This window comes from Kribbella sp. NPDC050281 (assembly GCF_040655855.1).
GTDB lineage: Bacteria > Actinomycetota > Actinomycetes > Propionibacteriales > Kribbellaceae > Kribbella.
The window spans coordinates 195,896-214,572 of the sequence record NZ_JBFAKS010000001.1; the positions used below are offsets into that span (position 1 = coordinate 195,896).

Below are 18,677 nucleotides of genomic sequence, written 5' to 3' on the forward strand. Positions count from 1 at the left end.
GCAGGGAGGTCGCGCATGCCGGACAGCGCGCCCGAATCCTTGCCATCAGGAGGCGGAAAGCGGCGGAAGGCCGCCAAGCGTCACACCGCCGGCGTGAAGGCCGTTGCCGCGGCGGCTGGGGTGTCGCTGGGGACCGTGTCGAATGTGCTGAACCGGCCGGAGGTGGTCAGTCCGCTGACCCGGGCCAAGGTCGAGGCGGCAATGGCCTCGCTGGGGTTCGTGCGGAACGAATCGGCCCGGCAGTTGCGCGCGGGCAGCAGCCGGATCCTCGCCTACCTGATGCTCGACGCCGGCAACCCGTTCTTCACCGACGTGGCCAAGGGGGTCGAGGAGGCGGCCCAGGCGGCCGGCCTCTCGGTCTTCCTGTGCAACAGCAACGAGGACGCCGACCGCGAGGCCGACTATCTCGACCTGCTCGAGCAGCAACGCGTCCAAGGCGTCCTGATCACCCCGATCGACCAGAACTCGTCCCGTCTGCGCAAGCTCCCCTCCCGCGGTACGCCGGTCGTCGTGGTGGACCGCAACATCGACGACGGCGAACACTGCTCGGTCGCGGTCAACGACATCCTCGGCGGCGAGCTCGCCATCGCCCACCTGCTCGAACTCGGCCACGAACGGATCGCGTACGTCGGCGGCCCGAACACGATCGGCCAGGTCGTCGACCGGCGCGACGGCGCCCGGCGCGCCCTGCGCAAGGCCGGGAAACCCCCGGAGAACCTGATCGAGCTCACCACCGGTGCGCTCACCGTCGCCGAGGGAAGGGGCGCAGGGCAACGACTTGCCGGCCTCCCGGCAGCCCGGCGGCCGACCGCCGCGTTCTGCGCGAACGACCTGCTGGCCCTGGGCTTGCTGCAACAGTGCGTCAGTCTCGGCCTGCGTGTTCCCGAGGACCTCGCCATCGTCGGGTACGACGACATCGAGTTCGCCGCGGCGGCCGCCGTACCGCTGACGTCGGTGCGCCAGCCGCGGCAGCTCCTCGGCCGGACCGCCGCCGAGCTCCTCCTCGACGAGTCGTCGAACCCGGATCACGAACACCAGCGGGTCACGTTCACTCCGGAGCTCGTCGTCCGGACCTCGACCCGCGGCACCCTCTGAGCCTCGATCCAAGGATCGAGGCTGAGCGTCGTCCACCGATCGACCCGGCCGGTCGCGCTATCGTGGCGAGGCGACTCGTCCACTGAGCGGGGTGAGACATGCGCGTCGCTGGCGGGGCTTTGGTGCGGCGTTGGGGCGGCCGCGCCGTCGGCTTGGCCATCACCGGTGTCGGCCTGTACATCGTGGCGCCGAGCATCCTGTCCCTCTTCGGAGCCTGGCCACGCCTCGCGGACGTGGAACCCTGGTGGTTCCCGGTCCTCGTCGTACTGGAGGCTCTCAGCTTCGCCGCACTGTGGTGGCTCGCCAGACTGGCCCTGGCCGAGCGCGCGGGGGACGGGGAGCCACCACCCGTCCATGCGGGCTGGGGGACGCTCGCGACGGCACAACTGGCCGGGAACGCGGCCAGCAAGGTCGTCCCCGGCGGCCCAGCAGCCGGCGGAGTCCTCCAAGCCAGGCTCTTGATCCAGGCCGGGCAGCCCGCGGCGGTCGTCGCCTCCGCTCTGACCGCGATCGGCCTGATCACCACCGGCGTGCTGTTGTTGTTGCCCATCCTCACGGTGCCCGCCCTGCTGATCGGCCCACCGCCGGCGCGGCAACTGGAGCTCGGTCTCCTGGTCTCGTTGATCCTGGCCATCGTCATCGTCGGTCTCGGGTTCACCGCGCTCACCTGGAGCCGGTTCGTGGTGGTGGTCGGTCGCATAGCCGGTCGTGTCATCCACATCGTCAAGCGCAGCGTGACTGCCGACACCTGCTCCGCGGCGCTGATAGCGCAGCGAGACCGGGTTGCCGCTGCCTTCGAGGGTCACTGGTGGAAAGCGGTCTTCGCGGCGGCGGCGAACCGCATGTTCGACTACGCCGCACTTGTGGTCGCGCTGGCCGCGCTGAACGCACATGCCCGACCGTCCGAGGTTCTCATGGCCTATGTCGTTGCTCAGGCCCTCACACTGATCCCGATAACGCCGGGTGGTCTCGGCTTCGTGGACGCCGGTCTCACCGCCCTGCTTGTCGTCATCGGACTCAGTGCCGACACCGCACTCATCGGGACGCTCCTGTATCGGCTCATCTCGTTCTGGCTGCCGATCCCGGTGGGCCTCCTGGCCTGGACGGGCTGGCGGATCCACCTGCATGTCACCAGACCGACGAGGAAAAAGGCGCCTGAGCCCCCTGCCGCCGGGGACGACGAGTAGCGGCTACGTGCCGTACGCGGCGAGGAAGACGTCCACCGCCTGATCGGCGAGCTGGTCGAGCTCACCCGCGACCGGTCCCGCATGGGTGCCGGCGAACATCGCCCGGTTCATCGGCTTGTACATCACCAGTCCGGCGAATTGGTACGCCGCCAGCGTCGGGTCGTCGAGCTCACGCAACAGACCGCGCTCCGTCAACCGGGTGAGAGCTTCGCCCAACGCCTCCAGCGATCTCTCGAAACCGGTGTTGAACCAGGCCCCGCAGACCTCCGGGAATCGATCCGCCTCGGCGATGACGAGCCGGCGCAGCTGGAGAACGCTCCCGGCGGTCAGGCTGTCCAGGAGCCGGCGAGCCAACGCCCGAAGGGCTTCGCGCGGGTCGGTGGCTCCCTCGAGCGTGTCGGCGTACGCCTGGGCCAGGCCGTCCATCAACTGATCGCTGGTGCCGAGGACGATCTCGGCGAACAGGCGCTCCTTGTTCTCGAACTGCTTGTAGACGGTCTGTTTGGACACGCCCGCCTTCGCGGCTACCTCGTCCATGCTCGCGCCGAGGTAGCCGTGCTGCAGGAAGACCTCGGTCGCCGCGGCCAGGATCGCCCGGCGTTTCCGCGGCGTACGGCCCTCGCCTTCGATCTCGACGGCCTGTCCGGGCTGCCAGACGGCAGCGCGTTGTCGGTACTCCACGCGGTCCTCCTCGAGTCTTCCGGGAATCATACTAGACAGTCCAGTTCTTCTCTGAGTACTGTACGGTCTAGTTCCCAACGACACCACAAGGAGTACGACGATGAGCACAGTGAGGTCCGCCGACGGTACGACGATCGCCTTCGAGGCCTGGGGATCCGGGCAGCCGCTGATCATGATCGACGGCGCCACCGCGCACCGCGCGGTCAACCCGTCGAACGCCGAGGTCGCGAAGCTGCTGAGCGACGAGTTCCGGGTCTACGCCTACGACCGGCGCGGGCGCGGCGAGAGCACCGACACCACGCCGTACGCGATCCAGCGCGAGATCGAGGATCTCGCCGCGCTGATCGAGGACGCCGGGCAGCCGGCGATCGTGTTCGGCTGGTCGTCCGGCTCACTGCTGGCGCTGGACGCCGCTGCCGCCGGGCTCCCGATCACGGCGCTGGCCCTGTTCGAGCCGCCCGTGGTGGTCGACGACGGCCGTGCGCCGCTGCCGTCCGACTACGTCGAGCAGCTCGACGCGTACGTCGCGGCCGGGGACCGCGGCGCCGCGGCGGAGCTGTTCATGACGGCCGCCGCCAACATGCCGCCCGAGTTCGTCGCCGGCATCCGGCAGAGCCCGTACTGGGCCCCGGTCGAGGAGATCGCGCACACCATCTCGTACGACGGACGCATCATGGGCACGACCATGTCCGGCAACCCGCTGCCGGCCGAGCGGTGGGCCGCGGTCGAGGTCCCGGTCCTGGTCATGCATGGCGATGCCACCGCGCCCTGGCTGATCACCGGCGCCGAGGCCGTCGCCAAGCGTCTGCCGACCGCACGCCTGCTCCCGGTCACCGGCGAGAACCACAATGCCGAGCCGCCTGTCCTCGCCCCGGCCCTGCGCCAATTCGCGCACGACCTCTGAGTCAGCGGATCAGGCGAGCCGTCAGTTGCCAGGACTTGGTGGCGCCGGCCGGGAGGATCTGATGGGTGCCGGCCGCGACTCCGTCGTTGACGGAGAGGGGGTAGCCGGTGCAGGGCTCCAGGACAAGGACGTCGAGGCCGCGCCAGCCTCCGCCGTACGAGGCGAAGAGCCAGCACGACGGTAGGTCGGTGTGGTCCCAGGACAGCCGGAGGCCAGTACCGGCGGAGGGATGCCGCACTCCGCACTCGCCGCGTTCGAGCGTGCTGGCGATGAGGAACTCCGAGACGCCACGGCTGGTGGTGTCGGGAAGAGTGCGGAGATCGTGGCCCGAAGCCCACGGCCAGGTGAAGCTGCCACCCTCCGGCCGGACCCGCGGATCACCGAACTCGTGCATCAGTACGTCGCCGGCCGCGAGGTCGATCACCGTGTCCGGACGCAGCTCGACGGCCACATGGGACTTCCACAGGAACGGCTGATCGATCCGGCCGGTGTTCGCGATCTGATAGTCGACAATCAGGTCCGGACCGGCGCCGACCGTGAGCCGCTTCGTCACCTCGGTCCCCGTGACGGCACCGCGGACCGTCAGCTCGAGCCACACCTGACCGGGGTCCGAACCAGTGCTCCAGTGCCACGGCACGGCCCACAACTCGCCGTGATCCGGGACCGGTTCGCTCGCCAGCTCCTCCGGCTCGTCGTTCGGGTACAACTCGTCCCAGCCGCCGAGGAACTGGTCGTCGTACCCGGACCCGAAGGCGGCCGGCCGGACCGGGACGCGGTCGTTGCGCCAGAGCAGTTCGGCGTCGACCCGCTTGTCGACGATGCTCATGACCTTGCCGCCGAGTCCAGGGAGGACGACGACCCTGGTCTCCGAGTTCTCCAGGATCACTGCTTGCTGACCGGCCAGCGACCACTCGGTCGACAGACGTGGGCTAGTCGACACGAAGCTGCTCCATCACGTCGGCATCCACCTCAATCCCTAGCCCTGGTTGGTCGAGGGGGACCTTGACCGTGCCGTCGGCGAACGCGATCTCGCGCCGGACCAGGTCGCGTGCGATCGGCGACGTCGACACAGTGTGCTCGATCAGTCCGCCGTTCGGGATCGAGGCCGCGAAGTGGGTCGAGGCCGCCACCAGCACGCCGCTCTTGAAGGCGTGCGGCACCAACCGCCGGTGCCGCGTGTGCGCCAGCCAGGCCAGCCGGCGCCCGGCGGTCAGGCCGCCGCACCGGGCCAGGTCCGGCTGGATCAGATCGAGCTCACCCTCGTCGATCAAGGTCTCGAAGGCGGAATAGCTGCTCTCCTGCTCACCTCCCGCGATCGTGAGCGACGTACGGCGGGAGAGCTCGCGGTAGCCCGTGATGTTGTCGGGGGCAACGGGTTCCTCGAGCCAGGCGATGCCGTAGTCCTCGTACATCGCGGCCATCCGCAGGGCGGTCTTGGTGTCCCAGACCTGGCCCGCGTCGATCATCACGTCGATGTCGTCGCCCACGGCCCGCCGGATCTCCTTGACCAGTTCTTCATTGAAGTCCCGGTCCGGCCCGATCGGTCCCCAACCGAACTTCATCGCCCGGTACCCCTGCTCGGCATGGTCCGCCGCGGCCTTCGCGGCCAGCAGCGGCGTGTCCGGCATGACCAGACTCGCGTACGCCGTGAGCCGGTCACTGCGCGCTCCACCGAGCAACCGCGCCACCGGCACTCCGAGAATCTTGCCGGCCAGGTCCCACAGCGCGATGTCGACTCCGCTGATCGCATGCATCGTCGCGCCACCGGAGAAGTAGCGACTGCCCTCCACCATCGCGTGCCAGCAAACCTCGATGTCGAGCGGGTTGCGACCGAGCAGGACCGAGCGCAAACCTCGGGCGATCAGGTGCGACGGCTCGGCCTCGACGACCGCCTTCGCGACCAGCGGTGCCGAGTCGACCTCGCCGACCCCCACAGAGCCGTCGCTGGCCGTGACGAAGATCAGCAGGGTGTCCTGCGTCCCGTCGCAGCGGTCCGCATCCACCGCGGACAGCCGGAGATAGACGGCCTCGACGTCGGTGATGGTCAGATTCGTCGCTGTGGTGGACATTCAGCCTCCGGTGAAGGGCTCGGGAACCTGCAGGACCGCGCCGCCGAGCTCCTCGGTGACGATCTCGCGGATCCGGGGCAGCCAGCTGACGAGGTCTTGCGGTGTCGTCCGACTGACCACCGCGCTGATGCTGATCGCGCCGGTCGGGCGGGTCGGCGAGTCCAGGAACAGCGGCAGCGCGACGCAGACGATGCCGAGGTCGTTCTCCTGCATGTCGAGCATGTAGCCGTTGCTGCGGCCCTCCGCGAGGGCGTCGTGCAACGCCTCCGGCGTACGCAGCGTGTGCGGTGTCCGGGCCTCGAGCGGTCCGTACTCGGCGACGTACTGATCGACCTCCGTGCGGTCGGTGAGCTCGTGCATCAGCAACGCCTTGCCGAGACCCGTGCGGTACGCCGGATTGGAGCCGCCGATCACCGAGCTCATCTGGAACGTCTGCCGGCTGGGCGAAACCTTCGCCTGGTAGACGATGTTGCCGTCGACAAGGACTCCGTAGTGCGTCGTCTCGCCGGTCTCGTCCGCGAGCCGGCGCAGCAGCGGGCCCACCGTGAGACTCGGCGCCCGCGCCTCGTGGTACCCGAAGACGAGCCGGAGCAGGTCGAAGCCGAGATGGTAAACGCCCTGCGCATCCTGCCGGGCGAATCCCGCCTGGACCAGCGCGCCGAGGGCACGATGAGCGCTGGATTTCGGCGCGTCGAGGGCCGCTGCCACCTCGCCCAGTCGGGTCCCGGCAGGGTTCTCCGCCAGGTGGCGCAGCACCGCCAGTACGCGCGCCGAACCGGTCAGGGCGCTCGCCTCCACGGCACGCTTCCCCCCTGTTTCCATCAGCCCCCTGCTTTCGTCCAAACGGTTGACTCCACCCTCGTCTTTGCTCCTACTATGCCAACAGGTCCCGCTGATAGGAACAGCGTTCCGATAATTGGAACGAGGGAGTTATGGCTCAACGTCTTGCAGTCCGCCCGGAGGCCGAGGAACCGGTGGCGAGTACGCCGCCCCGCCGCGGCCTGACCATGACCCGGCGCCAGGCGTTGTGGTGCTACGTCTTCATCGCACCCGCCGTCCTCGGCCTGCTGCTGTTCTCGATCGGGCCGATGCTCGCCTCGCTGGGCTTGAGCTTCACGTCGTACGACATGCTGACGAACCCGGTGTGGACGGGCGTGGACAACTACAGCGCGCTCTTCGCTGATCCGATCTTCCGCAAGTCCCTGAGCGTGACGCTGATCTACGGCGTGGTGAGTGTTCCGGCCACGATGATCCTCGCGCTGGTGCTGGCGATCCTGCTGAACAGCAAGCTGCCCGCGCTGAAGTTCTTCCGCTCCGCCTATTACCTGCCCAGCGTGATCAGCGGCGTCGCCGTCGCGATGGTGTGGCAGTGGATGTTCAACGGCGAGTACGGCCTGATCAACGCCGCACTGGCCAAGGTCGGCATCGACGGTCCGTCCTGGCTGACCGACGAGCAGTGGGCGTTGCGCGCGCTGATCTTCATGAGCCTGTGGGGATTCGGCGGCACCATGCTGATCTACCTGGCCGGCCTCCAGGGCGTGCCGAAGGAGCTCTACGAGGCGGCGAAGGTCGACTGTGCCTCGACGTTCCGCCAGCACCTGCACGTGACCGTGCCGATGCTGTCGTCGGTGACGTTGTTCAACCTGATCATGGGCATCATCAACAGCCTGCAGGTGTTCGCCGAGCCGTTCGTGCTGACCAAGGGAGGGCCGAACAACTCGACCCTGCTGCTGTCGGTGTACCTGTACCAGAACGCCTTCCAGTACTTGAAGATGGGATACGCCTCCGCGATCGCCTGGGTCGCGTTCGCGATCATCATGGTGCTCACCCTGCTCGTCTTCCGCTCGATGCCGATGTGGGTCCACACCGAGACGGAGGACGACCGATGACGCATCGCAAGGTCCTGCCACTCGGGACCTGGATCCGGCTGATCGTCTTGTCCGTCGGCTGTTTCGCAGTCCTGATGCCGGTGGTCTGGATGGTGCTCACCTCGCTCAAGGCGCCGACCCAGGTGTTCGTGACGCCGCCGATCTGGAAGTTCACCCCGCAGTGGCACAACTACGTCGAGGTGTTCCAGCTGGTGCCGTTCCAGCGCTACATCCTGAACACCGCGACGATCGTCGGACTGGTGGTACTGGGCACGCTGCTCAGCTGCTCGTTCAGTGCCTACGGGTTCGCCCGGCTCCAGGCCCCCGGCCGGAACGCGATCTTCCTGGCGCTGATGGCGACGCTGATGCTGCCGACCACGGTCACCCTGGTGCCGACGTACATCGTGTTCAACCACCTCGGCTGGCTGAACACCTTCAAGCCGCTGATCCTGCCGGCCTTCTTCGGCTCGGCGTTCTTCATCTTCCTGTTCCGGCAGTTCTTCATGGGCATCCCCCGCGAACTGGAGGAGGCGGCCCGGATCGACGGTGCCGGCTACCTGCGGATCTGGTGGACGATCTTCCTGCCGCTGAGCTGGCCGGTGATCGCCACCGTCACCGTCTTCACCTTCATTGCCTCGTACAACGACTTCTTCGGCCCGGTGATCTACCTGTCGGACGAGTCGAAGTACACGATCGCCGTCGCCCTGTCCTACTTCAGCGGTTCGCCCCGGATCGGGCCGCAGATGCACCTCACCATGGCCGCGACCACCATCGCCGCGCTCCCGTCGATCCTGGTCTTCCTGCTGGCCCAGCGCTACTTCATCCGGGGCATCGCCGTCAGCGGCGTGAACAAGTAGCCCGACCGTCACGTCGAAGGAGACGATCCATGTCGAACAACACCGTCAGCCGCCGGATCCTGCTCGGGGGCCTGACCGCCGCCGGAGCAGCAGGCCTGGTCGGTTGCTCCGGCAACGGCAGCGGCGGGCCGGCCGCCGCGCCGGCGCCCACCGGAACCGCCCTGGTCGGAAAGACCAACCTGGAGATCTACGCCTGGACGAACGGCCCGACCATCGACGCGAACTTCCGCAAGCGGGTTGCGCTGTTCAACACGGAGTTCGCCGGCAAGTACACCGCGAAGATCAACTTCCTGCCGTACGACCAGTACTGGCAGAAGGTGCAGTTGCAGTACGCCGCGAAGAAGCCGTTCGACATCTACTACTGGGATGTCCAGGCGTACGCCCATTACAAGAAGAACCTGGTCTTCAACGAGCAGCCCGTGATCGACACCACCCCGATGATGGACGCGAAGGCCTACCCGACCAAGCTGTACGACCCGTGGAAGTTCGACGGCAAGAACCTGTTCTGCGTGCCGGAGAACATCCAGTCGATGGCGATGTTCTACAACAAGTCCCACTTCGACGCCGCCGGGCTCGACTACCCGGACGCGACCTGGACCTGGGACAAGGTGGTCGAGACCGCACCCAAGCTGCAGAAGTCGACCGGCAGCAAGGTCACCCGGTGGGGCCTCGACATCGGTTCGCTCGGCATCTGGTGGGGGATCCAGTCGCTGTCCTGGGCAGCCGGCTCGTCGTTCGTCGACAAGGCGCTGGAGCCGACCAAGTTCCAGATGACCGACCCGAAGGTGGTCGAGTCGATGCGTTTCGTCCAGGACATGATGTGGTCCAAGCACATCGCCCCGCGGCCGGACGAGCGGGCCGGGGTCGCGCAGAACAACGGCGGCTTCGCCTCCGGCGCGTACTCGATGATTGCCGACGGCACCTGGAACATCTCGTCGTTCCAGCAGATGAAGGACAAGTGGGCGATGGCCCCGTTGCCGAAGTACCAGGGCAACAGCATCGCGCCGTACTGGCTCGGCGGCTGGGTGATCCCCCGGCAGTCGGCCGCGCTGTCGGCGGCGCAGGCCTTCGCGACCTGGAGCGCGACCAAGTTCCAGCCCCAGATGGCCAAGGACCACGACTGGATCCCGCTGCAGAACGCGGCCCGGGAGTCCCAGGACATGCTGAAGGGAATGCCGGATGGCTTCGAGGCGGCGATGAAGGACCTGTCGAACGCACGCATCGGCGACATCTACACCGCCAACATGCAGCAGATCTTCAACGAGGTCTACGGCAAGAACTTCGAGCAGTTGCTCAACAACAAGCTCACCCCGGAGGACGCCGCACAGAAGATGCAGGACGCCGCCACCAAGTTGCTCGGCTGAGGAGCGTTATGGAGGCGCTGGTTCTCAGCGACGTCGGACACTTCGACCTGGTCACCCTCGACGACCCGGTCCCCGGGCCGGGCGAGGTCCGCATCGCCGTCACGGAGTCGGGGATCTGCGGATCGGAGCTCGGTGGGTTCCTCGGCACTGACGGCCTGCGCAAGCCCGGGCTGGTCTTCGGGCACGAGTTCGTCGGAGTGGTCGACGCGTACGGGCCTGACGTTCCGGTGGAGCAACAGCTGCCACTGGGTGCGTCAGTCACCGCCAATCCGCTGCGGTCGTGCGGGATCTGCCCGATCTGCGTGGCCGGGCACGAGAACGTCTGCCCGCAACGCAAGCTGCTCGGCGGCCACGTCCACGGCAGCAACGCGGGGCTGATCGTCGTACCGGCGACTGCGGTGCACCGCGTCGATCATCTGTCCGACCCGAGCTCAAGCGTGTTCGCCGAGCCGACGGCATGTGCGCTACGGGCGGTCGGACGTACCCGGATCTCGGCGGGTGGGTCCGCCCTGGTCATCGGTGCCGGTCCGATCGGCCTGCTCCTTCTGGAGGTACTGCGGTTTCGGGGCGTCGAGCAACTGTTCTTCACCGAGCGGGTCGAAGGACGGGTCGCCGCGGCCGAAGCCAGCGGAGCGACGCGGCTCAGCGACGACCCGGACGCTCTCGTCCGGCAGCTCAAGGAGCTCACCCGCGGACTGGGCGCGGACGCGGTGTTCGACGCGGTCGGCAGCGCAGACACCCGAACCTCGGCGACGCTCGCCGCACGGCCGGGTGGAGACGTCTGCTTCGTCGGGCTGCACGCCGCCGACGGCGTGCTGCCGCTGCGGGACCTGATCCGTCGCGAGGTCGCCTGCACCACCAGCTTCGCGTACCGGCCGGACGAGTTCGGCCAGGCGGTCGAGTTGCTCGGACGCGGCGAGTTGGTGTTCCGCGGCGAGGTGGTGCACGCGGCGCTGGCCGACGGACAGCACTGGTACGAGCAACTGATCAAGGGCCATCCGGCCGGCAAGGTCGTACTCCAACCCAGCAACCCAGGGACGTGATCGTGATCGAGACGCCGGAACTCATCCCCGCACTGCCCGGCGCCGAGGCCGGACTGGTCCGGCAGTCCGCCGATGCGGCGACCTACGCAGTGACCGTCGCCCAGGCTGGTGAGTGGGATCCACAGGTCGGCTTCATTGTGTTGCCCCGGGCAACGTCGATCGACGGCTTCACCAGCGGCTGGGGACTCGAGTACCAGCCGGTGACCCTGCCGGTGGACGAGTCCGCGGAAGTCGAGGTGACCACGGGTCGTTCCACGCAGGGCGCCGTACCATGGCTGGCGATCGAGACCGAAGCCGGTGTGTACGTCGTGACGCTGCATTGGAGCGGGAACTGGCGAATCGCCAGCCGACCGACCGACGACGGCGTACGGATCGAGGTCGCGCTGCACCCTGACGGGCAGCGGATCATCCTTGCCGACGGTGAGAGGTTCACGCTGCCGGAGGTCAGCATCGCGTGGGGCGAGACGCGTGCCTCCGCTGCCGCAGCCCTGGCGCGGCATCTGTCCGAGCAGGTCCCGGCCGGCCCGCCACTGCTGACCGAGTGGAACCACTGGTGGCCGTACGAGGACGCCGAGATCTCCGAGGACGTCTTCCTCGCGAACGCCGCCGTCGCCGCGGATCTGGGACTCGAGGTCGCGCTGCTGGACGCAGGCTGGTTCGGCCGCCCGGAGGCGGACAGCCAGTGGTTCGCCGAGCGCGGCGACTGGCATCGCGTCAACGCCGCACGCTTCCCGCACGGACTGGCCTGGCTCGCCGATCAGACCCGTGCCCTGGGCATCGAGTTCGGCATCTGGATCGAGGCCGAGGCGATCGGCGCCCGCGCGTCCATCGCCGGCGAGCGGCCCGACGTGGTCGCCACGGGCGAGGCAGGTTCCAGCCTTGGTTACGTCTGCCTCGGCTCTCCGGCCGGGCAGGAGCACGTCTTCGCGAGCGTTTCCGGGCTGATCGAGAAAACCCGCGCCCGCTGGATCAAGTGGGACTTCAATCTCGATCCGGGAGCCGGTTGCACCCGCGACGACCACGGCCACGGCTCGGAGGATGGACTACTGCGCCATTACCTCGGCCTGTACGACGTACTGGATCGATTGCGTGCGGCCTATCCGGAGACTGTGCTGGAAGCGTGTTCGTCCGGCGGGCTGCGGATCGACGCAGGGCTGGCCGCGCATGTCGACGCGTTGTTCCTCTCCGACCCGGACTGGACCGAGCACCACCTCACGTGTCTGTGGGGTGCGGCTCAGCTGCTGCCACCTCGTCAACTGCTGCACTGGCCGCAGAGTGAGTGGCGCGGGGAGCATCGGTTCCAGAAGGTCGACTACTCCGGCACGTTGATCACGTCGGACCAGTTCGACACCAAGATGCGGGCGGCGTTGCTGCATCGGTTCGGTGTGTCGGTGCGACTCACCGAGATGCGGCCGGAGCTGTTGCGGCGGCTTCGGGATCACGTGGACAGCTATCGGTCGGTGATCAGGCCGTTGGTCGAGACCGGCGTGTTGATTCCGCTGACCGAGCAGCCGTTGCGCGAGGAGAAGGGCTGGCGTCAGCCCGCCTACCAGCTGACCGCGGACGACCGTCATCTCGTGGCCGGCTTCCGGCTGCACCCGACCGGAGGCTGGGAGCCGGTCCGCCCGATTGGACTCGACCCGATGGCGACGTACGCCGTTGACATTCTCGACGACGGAGAGCTGCAGCGGGCGGAGCGGTGTACCGGGAAGGACCTTGCCGAGGCCGGGTTGATGGCGACTGCCGGAACCTCGATCCTGTGGCTGCTGAGCCGTACCGAATGAGGTCGTCAGGTCGGGTAGGGATAGCAGCGCGCGGTAGCGCCGCCGTCGACGGTGATCGACTCGCCGTTGACGAACGACGCCTCGTCCGACAGCAGGAACGCGACCACGCGGGCGATCTCCACCGGTTCGATCAGGCGGCGGATCGGGTGCAGATCGGCGTACTCCGCGAGCAGGGCATCGGGATCGTCGGACGCATCGAGGAACGACTGGGTCAGCGGTGTCATCACCGCGCCCGGACGGACCGCGTTGCAGCGGATGCCCTGGGCCGCCTCCTCCACCGCGAGTTGGCGCGTCATCGCGTCGATGCCGCCCTTCGTCGCGGCGTACACGAACGACTCGGGGAATCCGGCCAGCGAGTGGATGCTCGACATGTTGACGATCGCGCCGCCGGCGCCGCGCAGGGCTTCGGTGGCGACGGCGCAGCCCAGCATGGTGCCGATCAGGTTGACCTGGACGATCGCCTGCAGGTCGTCCTCGTCCAGTGCCCGGGCCGTCGTCGGTCGCTCGATCCCGGCGTTGTTGACCCATCCGGTCAGCCGGGCGTTCTCGGTGGCGACCTGCCGGGCTCGCTCGTGGTCCGCGCGGCGGGTGACGTCGCCGGTGACGCTGACGAACTTGTCGCCCAGCTCGTCGCGCAGGCTCTGCAGCCGCGGTTCGTCACGATCCAGCCCGATCACTGTCCACCCGCGTTCGACCAGCAGGCGGGCGATCGCCGCACCGATGCCGTTGGCCGCTCCGGTCACCACCACCGCGTTGTCCACGGCCCCAACCCTACGAGAGATGGCCACGATGACTGACTTCGGAATAGCGCATGCCACTGTGGAGGACCACATCGGTCCGTTCCTTCGACTCGCGACGACGCTGACCCCGTCCGCACCCCTGGCCGAGATCGAGCTCGAGGCGGACGAGGCGGTCGTGGAGTGGTTGCATCCGTTCAGCTGGGACGCCGCTGATCGGGGTGTGGTCACGCCGACGAGGAGGCTGGTCGAGGGTGATCTCATCTGCCTGCACGCCGGACCGTACGGCACGGCCGATGCCGTTGCCCATCGCAACGGTGAGCCGATGCTCTTTCCTGACATCAAGGACGGGCATCGCTATCTGGAGGGTGCCGCGCCGGGGCCGGACGACGATCACCAGGATGCGGCTGCGTGGACGCTGGTGGAGCTCGCCGGGCAGTGCGCCGTACTGGCGTGGGAGTACAGCGGTTCGCTGACCATTGAGGTGACGGTTCGGGACGGCCGGACGCGGATCACCAGCAGGCTGCCATCGGATACCTTCCATCCGGCCGCCTCGGAGGACTGGGAGGGACCGGTCGGATGGGTTGCTGTGGTGCCGGGCGGTCTGGATGCGGGGGCGGCGGCGCTGCGGTCGCTCGTGATCGACGAGGTCGTGACGGCACCCGACCTCAGCGGGATGCCTGGTGACCCGGCGTTCCCTTGCGTGGTGGCGAATTCGTGGGGTGTGCAGGAGAACACGTCCACCGAGCGGATCATCGGGATGATGGACGCGACCGCGGCGATCGGTGCCGAGGTCTTCGTGGTGGACAAAGGCTGGGAACGCTCGGTCGGCGACTGGCACGCCAACGACCGGTTCTCCTCCGGCATGCGGTGGCTGTCTGACGAGGCTCGCTCGCGCGGCCTGGGCTTCGGTGTCTGGTGTGGCTTCGGGAACGCCGATCCGGCGTCACCGGTCGCCCGGGAGCATCCGGAGTGGCTGGCCAGCTGGCGAGGTATGACGCCGAAGCTGAGCTTCGGCAACCATGCGCTCTGCCTGGGTCACGATCCGGCCCGGGACTGGATCCTCGACGAGCTGCGGCGGATGGTCGACGAGTTCGGGCTGACCTGGTTCCTGCACGACTTCGAGTCCATCGCCCGCTGCGATCGCGACGACCACACCCACGATCCAGGCGCCGGCGAACATGCCGCCGAGCGTGCGTGGCACCACGTCCTGCGCACCCTGCAGAGCGAGTTTCCCCAACTGGTGCTGGAGAACTGCTGGAACGGCGTACGTCCGCTGGACCTGGCGATGGTGCGCAGCCATCACACCACGATCACCGAGGACCACTGCCGTACGCACTGGAACAGCCTGGCCAAGGTCGGTCTCGGTCGATACCTGCCGCTGGACTGGCAGAGCGCGTACATGGGTGCCGACAAGCTCTCCCCGCGGGCGCGGATCGCGCCGTACGTGATCGGTGGGCCATGGGTGCTGATGGACGATCCCGAGACCTGGAGCGACGAGACCCGCGAGACGATGGCTCAGGCGGCCGCGGCGTTCAAGCGCTGGCGCGGTCCGTTGCGTACGGCAACCGTCCGCCGGCCTACCGTCGACATCGACGGGTACGACGCCGTCCAGGCCACGACCGAGGACGGACGGGTACTGCTCGCGATCAGCCTCGGGGGTGAGGTCGACGAGGTCCGCGTGACGCTCGACGGGCTCGAGGGGAACTACGTCCTGTGCGACGAGTGGACCGGCGAGACACGCCCGGTCACCATCAACGACAAGGGACTGACGCTCCCGGGCGATGCCGGTCTCCTGGTCAGCCTCACTCCGGCCTAGACCTGTTCGCCCAGCGGGCTCCCAGTACGGCATCTCCACCCCCCCCACCTGACCACCACCCTCCACAGCACCACCCTCAACCTCACCCACCACACCGCTCTGGACGACGTTTGGTAAATCACACCGGATCAACGCTCCCGTTGGGGGTGGGGGCGGTGAGAGGCTGTGGGGGTGGACAGGGATGGTTTCTGGGGACTGGTCGAGGGTGCGCGTGGTGCGGTGGATGACACCGTCGCGGATCCGGACGGGGTTGCGGACGCGCTGGTCAAGGTGCTCGGTGGGCTCGAGGCCGAGGCGATCGCGGGGTTCGGGATCGAACTCGCGCGGTTGCAGGTCGAGTCGTACCGGTGGGACCTGTGGGCGGCGGCGTACCTGATCAACTCGGGGGCCTCCGAGGACGGGTTCGACTCGTTCCGGGGCTGGCTGATCGCGCAGGGGCGGGAGGTGTGGGAGGGCGCGCTGGCAGAGCCGGACTCGCTCGCGGACGTGGTCGACGAGGATCGGCCGGAGGGCTTCGAGGGGTTCGACGGCGAGGCGATGCTGTACGTCGGCAGTCACTCCTACAAGAACGTGACCGGCGACGAGGCGGCGTACTGGAAGGCTGTCGAGGCGGAGGCACCGGATACGCCGGACCTGCCCGCCGGTAAGGAGATCGACTTCGACGACGAGGACGACCTGCAGACCCACCTCCCCCGACTGGCCGTGCTCTACGGGGAGGTCTGACCCCAAGGCCTGCCGCCCCCAGGAAGTCCGCGCCTGCTGACTCGCTGGCGGGTTATGTCATCACTGGCGGCAAATAACCGGTCACCAGGAAAACAAGACGCCAGCGGGCAACCGCCAACGTGCAGGTGCCGTGCCGGGCAGCCGCGGACACCGTGGAATCGGTCGTCTAGGCCGGTTCGCCGCCGAGGCGTTCTATGGCTGCGCGGAGACGGCGGCGCCAGCCTGGCTGGCCGGCGTCCTGGTCGGCCGCGGCCAGGCTGACCAGGTGTTGCGCCATCTCGAACCCTTCCGTCGTCTGCGGTTCGGTGTCGGTGAGCGGTACGCCGCTCTGCGGTTCGTCATGGTCCAGCTCGATCGGACGGCTCGTCCAGCCGAAGCCGTCCGGCACGAGCAGCTCCGGTACGAGCGTCTCGTGGCTGAGTGACGTCAGCTCCTTGTCACCGTTACCGATGCTGAAGATCGTCGTACCCCGCCGCCGTACGTCGCTGATGCGTTCCAGCAACGTGTCGGCGGGGTCCTCCTCCGCCACCACCAGCAGGGACTCACCCCGCCCGGTGTCACGCAGACGGTCCAGTCCGATCGCCAGGTGTGGCGGTGCGTCCGGTGGTGGCGCCCAGCGGACCAGCGCCGGCCGGATGTCCTCGACGCCGGCCCGGTGCAGTTCGTCGTCCAGGTGCGCCGTCAGGTGCCACGGCTCGTCGTCGGCCGGCCCGAACAGCATCAGACCACCGTTCCGGGTGGTGAACCTGCGCAGCGAGTGCGCGAACTCCGTCGTCCGGGTGCCGAGCTCGGTGCCGGTCAGCATCTCCCGGAGGAGGGAAGCCCTGGTGAGATCCACAGCTCCAAACCTGACACATGTCCGGGGGCACCGCGAGTCAGATCAGGCGGTCCGCCTTGGACTGGAGGTAGTTGCGTTCCGGGACACTCGTCGTACGGCGGGCTGCGTGCAGGTAGCTCTCTCGGGCGCCGGCGAGGTCGCCTGACATCTCCTGCAGGTGGGCGCGGACCGCCTCCAGCCGATGGTTGTCGGTCAGGCGGTCGTCGGACTCCAGTGGCTCGAGTACGGCGAGGCCCTCCTTCGGACCGACCGCCATGGCGACCGCGACGGCGTGGTTGAGCTTGACCATCGGGTTGTCCGACATCTGCTCCAGTACGTCGTACAGCGCAACGATCTGCCGCCAGTCCGTGTCTTCGGCCTGCTCGGCCGTGTCGTGCACCGCTGCGATCGCGGCCTGCACCTGGTAGGGCCCCAGCTGCGTGCGCGACAGCGCATCGGTCACCAGCGACTCACCCTCGACGATGGTGTCCCTGTTCCACAGCGACCGGTCCTGCTCGGCCAGCGGGACCAGTGCGCCGTCCGCACCCGTCCGAGCGGGCCGGCGCGCGTCCGTGAGCAGCATGAGCGCCAGCAGCCCCGCCACCTCGCCGTCGTCGGGCAGCAGCTTGCGTACGCCGCGCACCAGCCGGATCGCCTCCGTGGTCAGCTCGGCACTGTGCAACGCCGTACCCGAGGATGCGGTGTAGCCCTCGTTGAAGATCAGGTAGAGCACATGCAGTACGGCGCCCATGCGCTCGTCCCGCTCAGCCTCCGGCGGCATCTCGAACGTGCTGCCCGCCTGCTTGATACTGCGCTTCGCCCGGCTGATCCGCTGCGCCATGGTCGGCTCCGGCACCAGGAACGCGGCCGCGATCTGCGCGGTGGTGAGACCACCGACCGCCCGCAGCGTCAGCGCGATCTGCGACGCCGGAGACAGCGCAGGATGGCAGCACAGGAACAGCAGCGTCAGTGTGTCGTCCCGGCCACCCGGATCGTCGATCTCAGGGCCTGCGGCAACGAACTCCTCGGGCGCAGCCATCTGGGCCGCGTTCTCCTCGCGGCGCCGCCTCGCCGACTCACTGCGCAGCAGATCGGTCAGCCGGCGCGACCCGACCCGGATCAGCCAGCCACGCGGGTTGTCAGGCACACCGTCGTCCGGCCACTGCTGCGTGGCCGCGAGCAGCGCCTCCTGCACAGCCTCTTCGGCCAGGTCGAAGTGGCCGTAGTGCCGGACCAGCGCGCTCAGCACCTGCGGCGCCTGCTCGCGCAGCAGCAGCTCGAAGTCGCTCACATCTCCAGCCCGGATGCGTCCATCACCGGCCGTACCTCCACCGCGACGTACTTCGCGTCCGGCATCCGGGCCGCGTAGCCGATCGCCTGGTCGATGTTGTCGCACTCGACCAGGTAGAACCCGGCCAGGTGCTCCTTGGCCTCAGCGTACGGTCCGTCGGTGGTCGTCGTGGTGTCGTCACGCACCGACACGGTCCGGCTCGTGATGGGGTCGGCCAGGCCGGCAGCGCTGACCAGCAGACCCTGCTCGCTCAGCTCACGGGTCAGGGACTGGTGCGCGCGGCCCAGGCCTTCGCGCTGCTCGGCGGACAGGCTCGCCCAGCTCTCCGGGTTGCTGTAGATCAGCAGCATGTACTTCACGGGCACCATCCTGTCGCTCGCGGAGGCCGCTGTGACCCCCTGTTACCCGGTACGTCGGAACAGTTGTACCCACTTCGAC

At 68.2% G+C, this 18,677-nt stretch carries 18 protein-coding genes; 10 read left to right on the forward strand and 8 right to left on the reverse strand.

Annotation, left to right across the window (positions count from 1 at the left end):
* Positions 1 to 15 precede the first annotated feature (15 nt).
* A complete protein-coding gene (locus tag AB0I34_RS01055; RefSeq protein ID WP_360437298.1) occupies positions 16 to 1,095 on the forward strand; it encodes a LacI family DNA-binding transcriptional regulator in 1,080 nt (359 codons plus the stop codon).
* Between the two features lie 98 nt (positions 1,096 to 1,193).
* Entirely contained in the window at positions 1,194 to 2,282 is a 1,089-nt protein-coding gene (locus AB0I34_RS01060) for a lysylphosphatidylglycerol synthase transmembrane domain-containing protein (protein WP_360437301.1), read from the forward strand.
* Between the two features lie 3 nt (positions 2,283 to 2,285).
* Here AB0I34_RS01060 and AB0I34_RS01065 read toward each other — a convergent pair whose 3' ends face one another.
* Positions 2,286 to 2,963 carry a TetR/AcrR family transcriptional regulator gene (locus tag AB0I34_RS01065; RefSeq protein WP_360437304.1) on the reverse strand — a complete coding sequence of 226 codons (678 nt, stop codon included), beginning with the start codon at positions 2,961 to 2,963 and terminating at the stop codon, positions 2,286 to 2,288.
* A gap of 100 nt (positions 2,964 to 3,063) precedes the next feature.
* Here AB0I34_RS01065 and AB0I34_RS01070 point away from each other — a divergent pair, with 100 nt between their 5' ends.
* Entirely contained in the window at positions 3,064 to 3,867 is an 804-nt protein-coding gene (locus tag AB0I34_RS01070; protein WP_360437307.1) for an alpha/beta hydrolase, read from the forward strand.
* A gap of 1 nt (position 3,868) precedes the next feature.
* Here AB0I34_RS01070 and AB0I34_RS01075 read toward each other — a convergent pair whose 3' ends face one another.
* From AB0I34_RS01075 to AB0I34_RS01085, 3 genes are read right to left on the reverse strand one after another with little or no spacing between them, the layout of a single operon-like run.
* Positions 3,869 to 4,807, reverse strand: coding sequence for a hypothetical protein (locus AB0I34_RS01075; RefSeq protein WP_360437309.1), 939 nt, complete (start codon positions 4,805 to 4,807; stop codon positions 3,869 to 3,871).
* Positions 4,797 to 5,936: a mandelate racemase/muconate lactonizing enzyme family protein gene (locus AB0I34_RS01080; RefSeq protein ID WP_360437312.1), complete on the reverse strand. Its 1,140-nt coding sequence runs from the start codon at positions 5,934 to 5,936 to the stop codon at positions 4,797 to 4,799. Before AB0I34_RS01080 ends, AB0I34_RS01075 begins: the two co-directional genes overlap by 11 nt.
* Complete coding sequence (locus AB0I34_RS01085; RefSeq protein ID WP_360437315.1) at positions 5,937 to 6,758, reverse strand: IclR family transcriptional regulator; 822 nt, start codon at positions 6,756 to 6,758, stop codon at positions 5,937 to 5,939.
* Positions 6,759 to 6,868: 110 nt separating this feature from the next.
* On the opposite strand from AB0I34_RS01085, the gene AB0I34_RS01090 reads away from it, so the two are divergent.
* The 5 genes from AB0I34_RS01090 to AB0I34_RS01110 are packed head-to-tail and all read left to right on the forward strand — an operon-like array spanning position 6,869 to position 12,852.
* The gene (locus tag AB0I34_RS01090) at positions 6,869 to 7,825 is read left to right on the forward strand and encodes a sugar ABC transporter permease (protein ID WP_360437318.1); all 957 of its coding nucleotides are present in this window, start codon (positions 6,869 to 6,871) and stop codon (positions 7,823 to 7,825) included.
* Complete coding sequence (locus AB0I34_RS01095; protein ID WP_360437321.1) at positions 7,822 to 8,661, forward strand: carbohydrate ABC transporter permease; 840 nt, start codon at positions 7,822 to 7,824, stop codon at positions 8,659 to 8,661. Before AB0I34_RS01090 ends, AB0I34_RS01095 begins: the two co-directional genes overlap by 4 nt.
* A gap of 29 nt (positions 8,662 to 8,690) precedes the next feature.
* Complete coding sequence (locus AB0I34_RS01100; RefSeq protein WP_360437324.1) at positions 8,691 to 10,025, forward strand: extracellular solute-binding protein; 1,335 nt, start codon at positions 8,691 to 8,693, stop codon at positions 10,023 to 10,025.
* A gap of 8 nt (positions 10,026 to 10,033) precedes the next feature.
* Entirely contained in the window at positions 10,034 to 11,068 is a 1,035-nt protein-coding gene (locus AB0I34_RS01105; protein WP_360437327.1) for an alcohol dehydrogenase catalytic domain-containing protein, read from the forward strand.
* A 2-nt stretch (positions 11,069 to 11,070) separates the two neighbouring features.
* Positions 11,071 to 12,852 (forward strand): glycoside hydrolase family 36 protein, encoded by a 1,782-nt coding sequence (locus AB0I34_RS01110; protein WP_360437330.1) that lies wholly within the window; start codon positions 11,071 to 11,073, stop codon positions 12,850 to 12,852.
* A 5-nt stretch (positions 12,853 to 12,857) separates the two neighbouring features.
* On the opposite strand, the gene AB0I34_RS01115 is transcribed toward AB0I34_RS01110, so the two are convergent.
* Positions 12,858 to 13,613 carry an SDR family oxidoreductase gene (locus AB0I34_RS01115; protein ID WP_360437332.1) on the reverse strand — a complete coding sequence of 252 codons (756 nt, stop codon included), beginning with the start codon at positions 13,611 to 13,613 and terminating at the stop codon, positions 12,858 to 12,860.
* 19 nt (positions 13,614 to 13,632) lie between these two features.
* On the opposite strand from AB0I34_RS01115, the gene AB0I34_RS01120 reads away from it, so the two are divergent.
* Both AB0I34_RS01120 and AB0I34_RS01125 read left to right on the forward strand, forming a co-directional pair.
* Positions 13,633 to 15,408 (forward strand): glycoside hydrolase family 36 protein, encoded by a 1,776-nt coding sequence (locus AB0I34_RS01120; RefSeq protein WP_360437335.1) that lies wholly within the window; start codon positions 13,633 to 13,635, stop codon positions 15,406 to 15,408.
* Positions 15,409 to 15,579: 171 nt separating this feature from the next.
* Positions 15,580 to 16,131 (forward strand): DUF4240 domain-containing protein, encoded by a 552-nt coding sequence (locus AB0I34_RS01125; RefSeq protein WP_360437336.1) that lies wholly within the window; start codon positions 15,580 to 15,582, stop codon positions 16,129 to 16,131.
* Positions 16,132 to 16,297: 166 nt separating this feature from the next.
* Here the strand turns inward: AB0I34_RS01125 and AB0I34_RS01130 are convergent, their stop codons facing one another.
* From AB0I34_RS01130 to AB0I34_RS01140, 3 genes are read right to left on the reverse strand one after another with little or no spacing between them, the layout of a single operon-like run.
* On the reverse strand, positions 16,298 to 16,969 hold the full coding sequence (locus AB0I34_RS01130; RefSeq protein ID WP_360437339.1) for a hypothetical protein: 672 nt from the start codon (positions 16,967 to 16,969) through the stop codon (positions 16,298 to 16,300).
* 37 nt (positions 16,970 to 17,006) lie between these two features.
* Entirely contained in the window at positions 17,007 to 18,239 is a 1,233-nt protein-coding gene (locus tag AB0I34_RS01135; protein WP_360437342.1) for an RNA polymerase sigma factor, read from the reverse strand.
* Positions 18,236 to 18,589 (reverse strand): YciI family protein, encoded by a 354-nt coding sequence (locus AB0I34_RS01140; protein WP_360438122.1) that lies wholly within the window; start codon positions 18,587 to 18,589, stop codon positions 18,236 to 18,238. The genes AB0I34_RS01135 and AB0I34_RS01140 overlap by 4 nt, the downstream gene beginning before the upstream one ends.
* Between the last annotated feature and the right edge of the window lie 88 nt (positions 18,590 to 18,677).

Bases quoted from the DNA above. Each gene is read 5' to 3' on its own strand.
- AB0I34_RS01055 (WP_360437298.1), top strand. From the start codon at position 16: ATGCCGGACAGCGCGCCCGAATCCTTGCCATCAGGAGGCGGAAAGCGG.
- AB0I34_RS01060 (WP_360437301.1), top strand. From the start codon at position 1,194: ATGCGCGTCGCTGGCGGGGCTTTGGTGCGGCGTTGGGGCGGCCGCGCC.
- AB0I34_RS01070 (WP_360437307.1), top strand. From the start codon at position 3,064: ATGAGCACAGTGAGGTCCGCCGACGGTACGACGATCGCCTTCGAGGCC.
- AB0I34_RS01080 (WP_360437312.1), bottom strand. From the start codon at position 5,936: ATGTCCACCACAGCGACGAATCTGACCATCACCGACGTCGAGGCCGTC.
- AB0I34_RS01085 (WP_360437315.1), bottom strand. From the start codon at position 6,758: ATGGAAACAGGGGGGAAGCGTGCCGTGGAGGCGAGCGCCCTGACCGGT.
- AB0I34_RS01090 (WP_360437318.1), top strand. From the start codon at position 6,869: ATGGCTCAACGTCTTGCAGTCCGCCCGGAGGCCGAGGAACCGGTGGCG.
- AB0I34_RS01095 (WP_360437321.1), top strand. From the start codon at position 7,822: ATGACGCATCGCAAGGTCCTGCCACTCGGGACCTGGATCCGGCTGATC.
- AB0I34_RS01100 (WP_360437324.1), top strand. From the start codon at position 8,691: ATGTCGAACAACACCGTCAGCCGCCGGATCCTGCTCGGGGGCCTGACC.
- AB0I34_RS01105 (WP_360437327.1), top strand. From the start codon at position 10,034: ATGGAGGCGCTGGTTCTCAGCGACGTCGGACACTTCGACCTGGTCACC.
- AB0I34_RS01120 (WP_360437335.1), top strand. From the start codon at position 13,633: ATGGCCACGATGACTGACTTCGGAATAGCGCATGCCACTGTGGAGGAC.
- AB0I34_RS01140 (WP_360438122.1), bottom strand. From the start codon at position 18,589: ATGCTGCTGATCTACAGCAACCCGGAGAGCTGGGCGAGCCTGTCCGCC.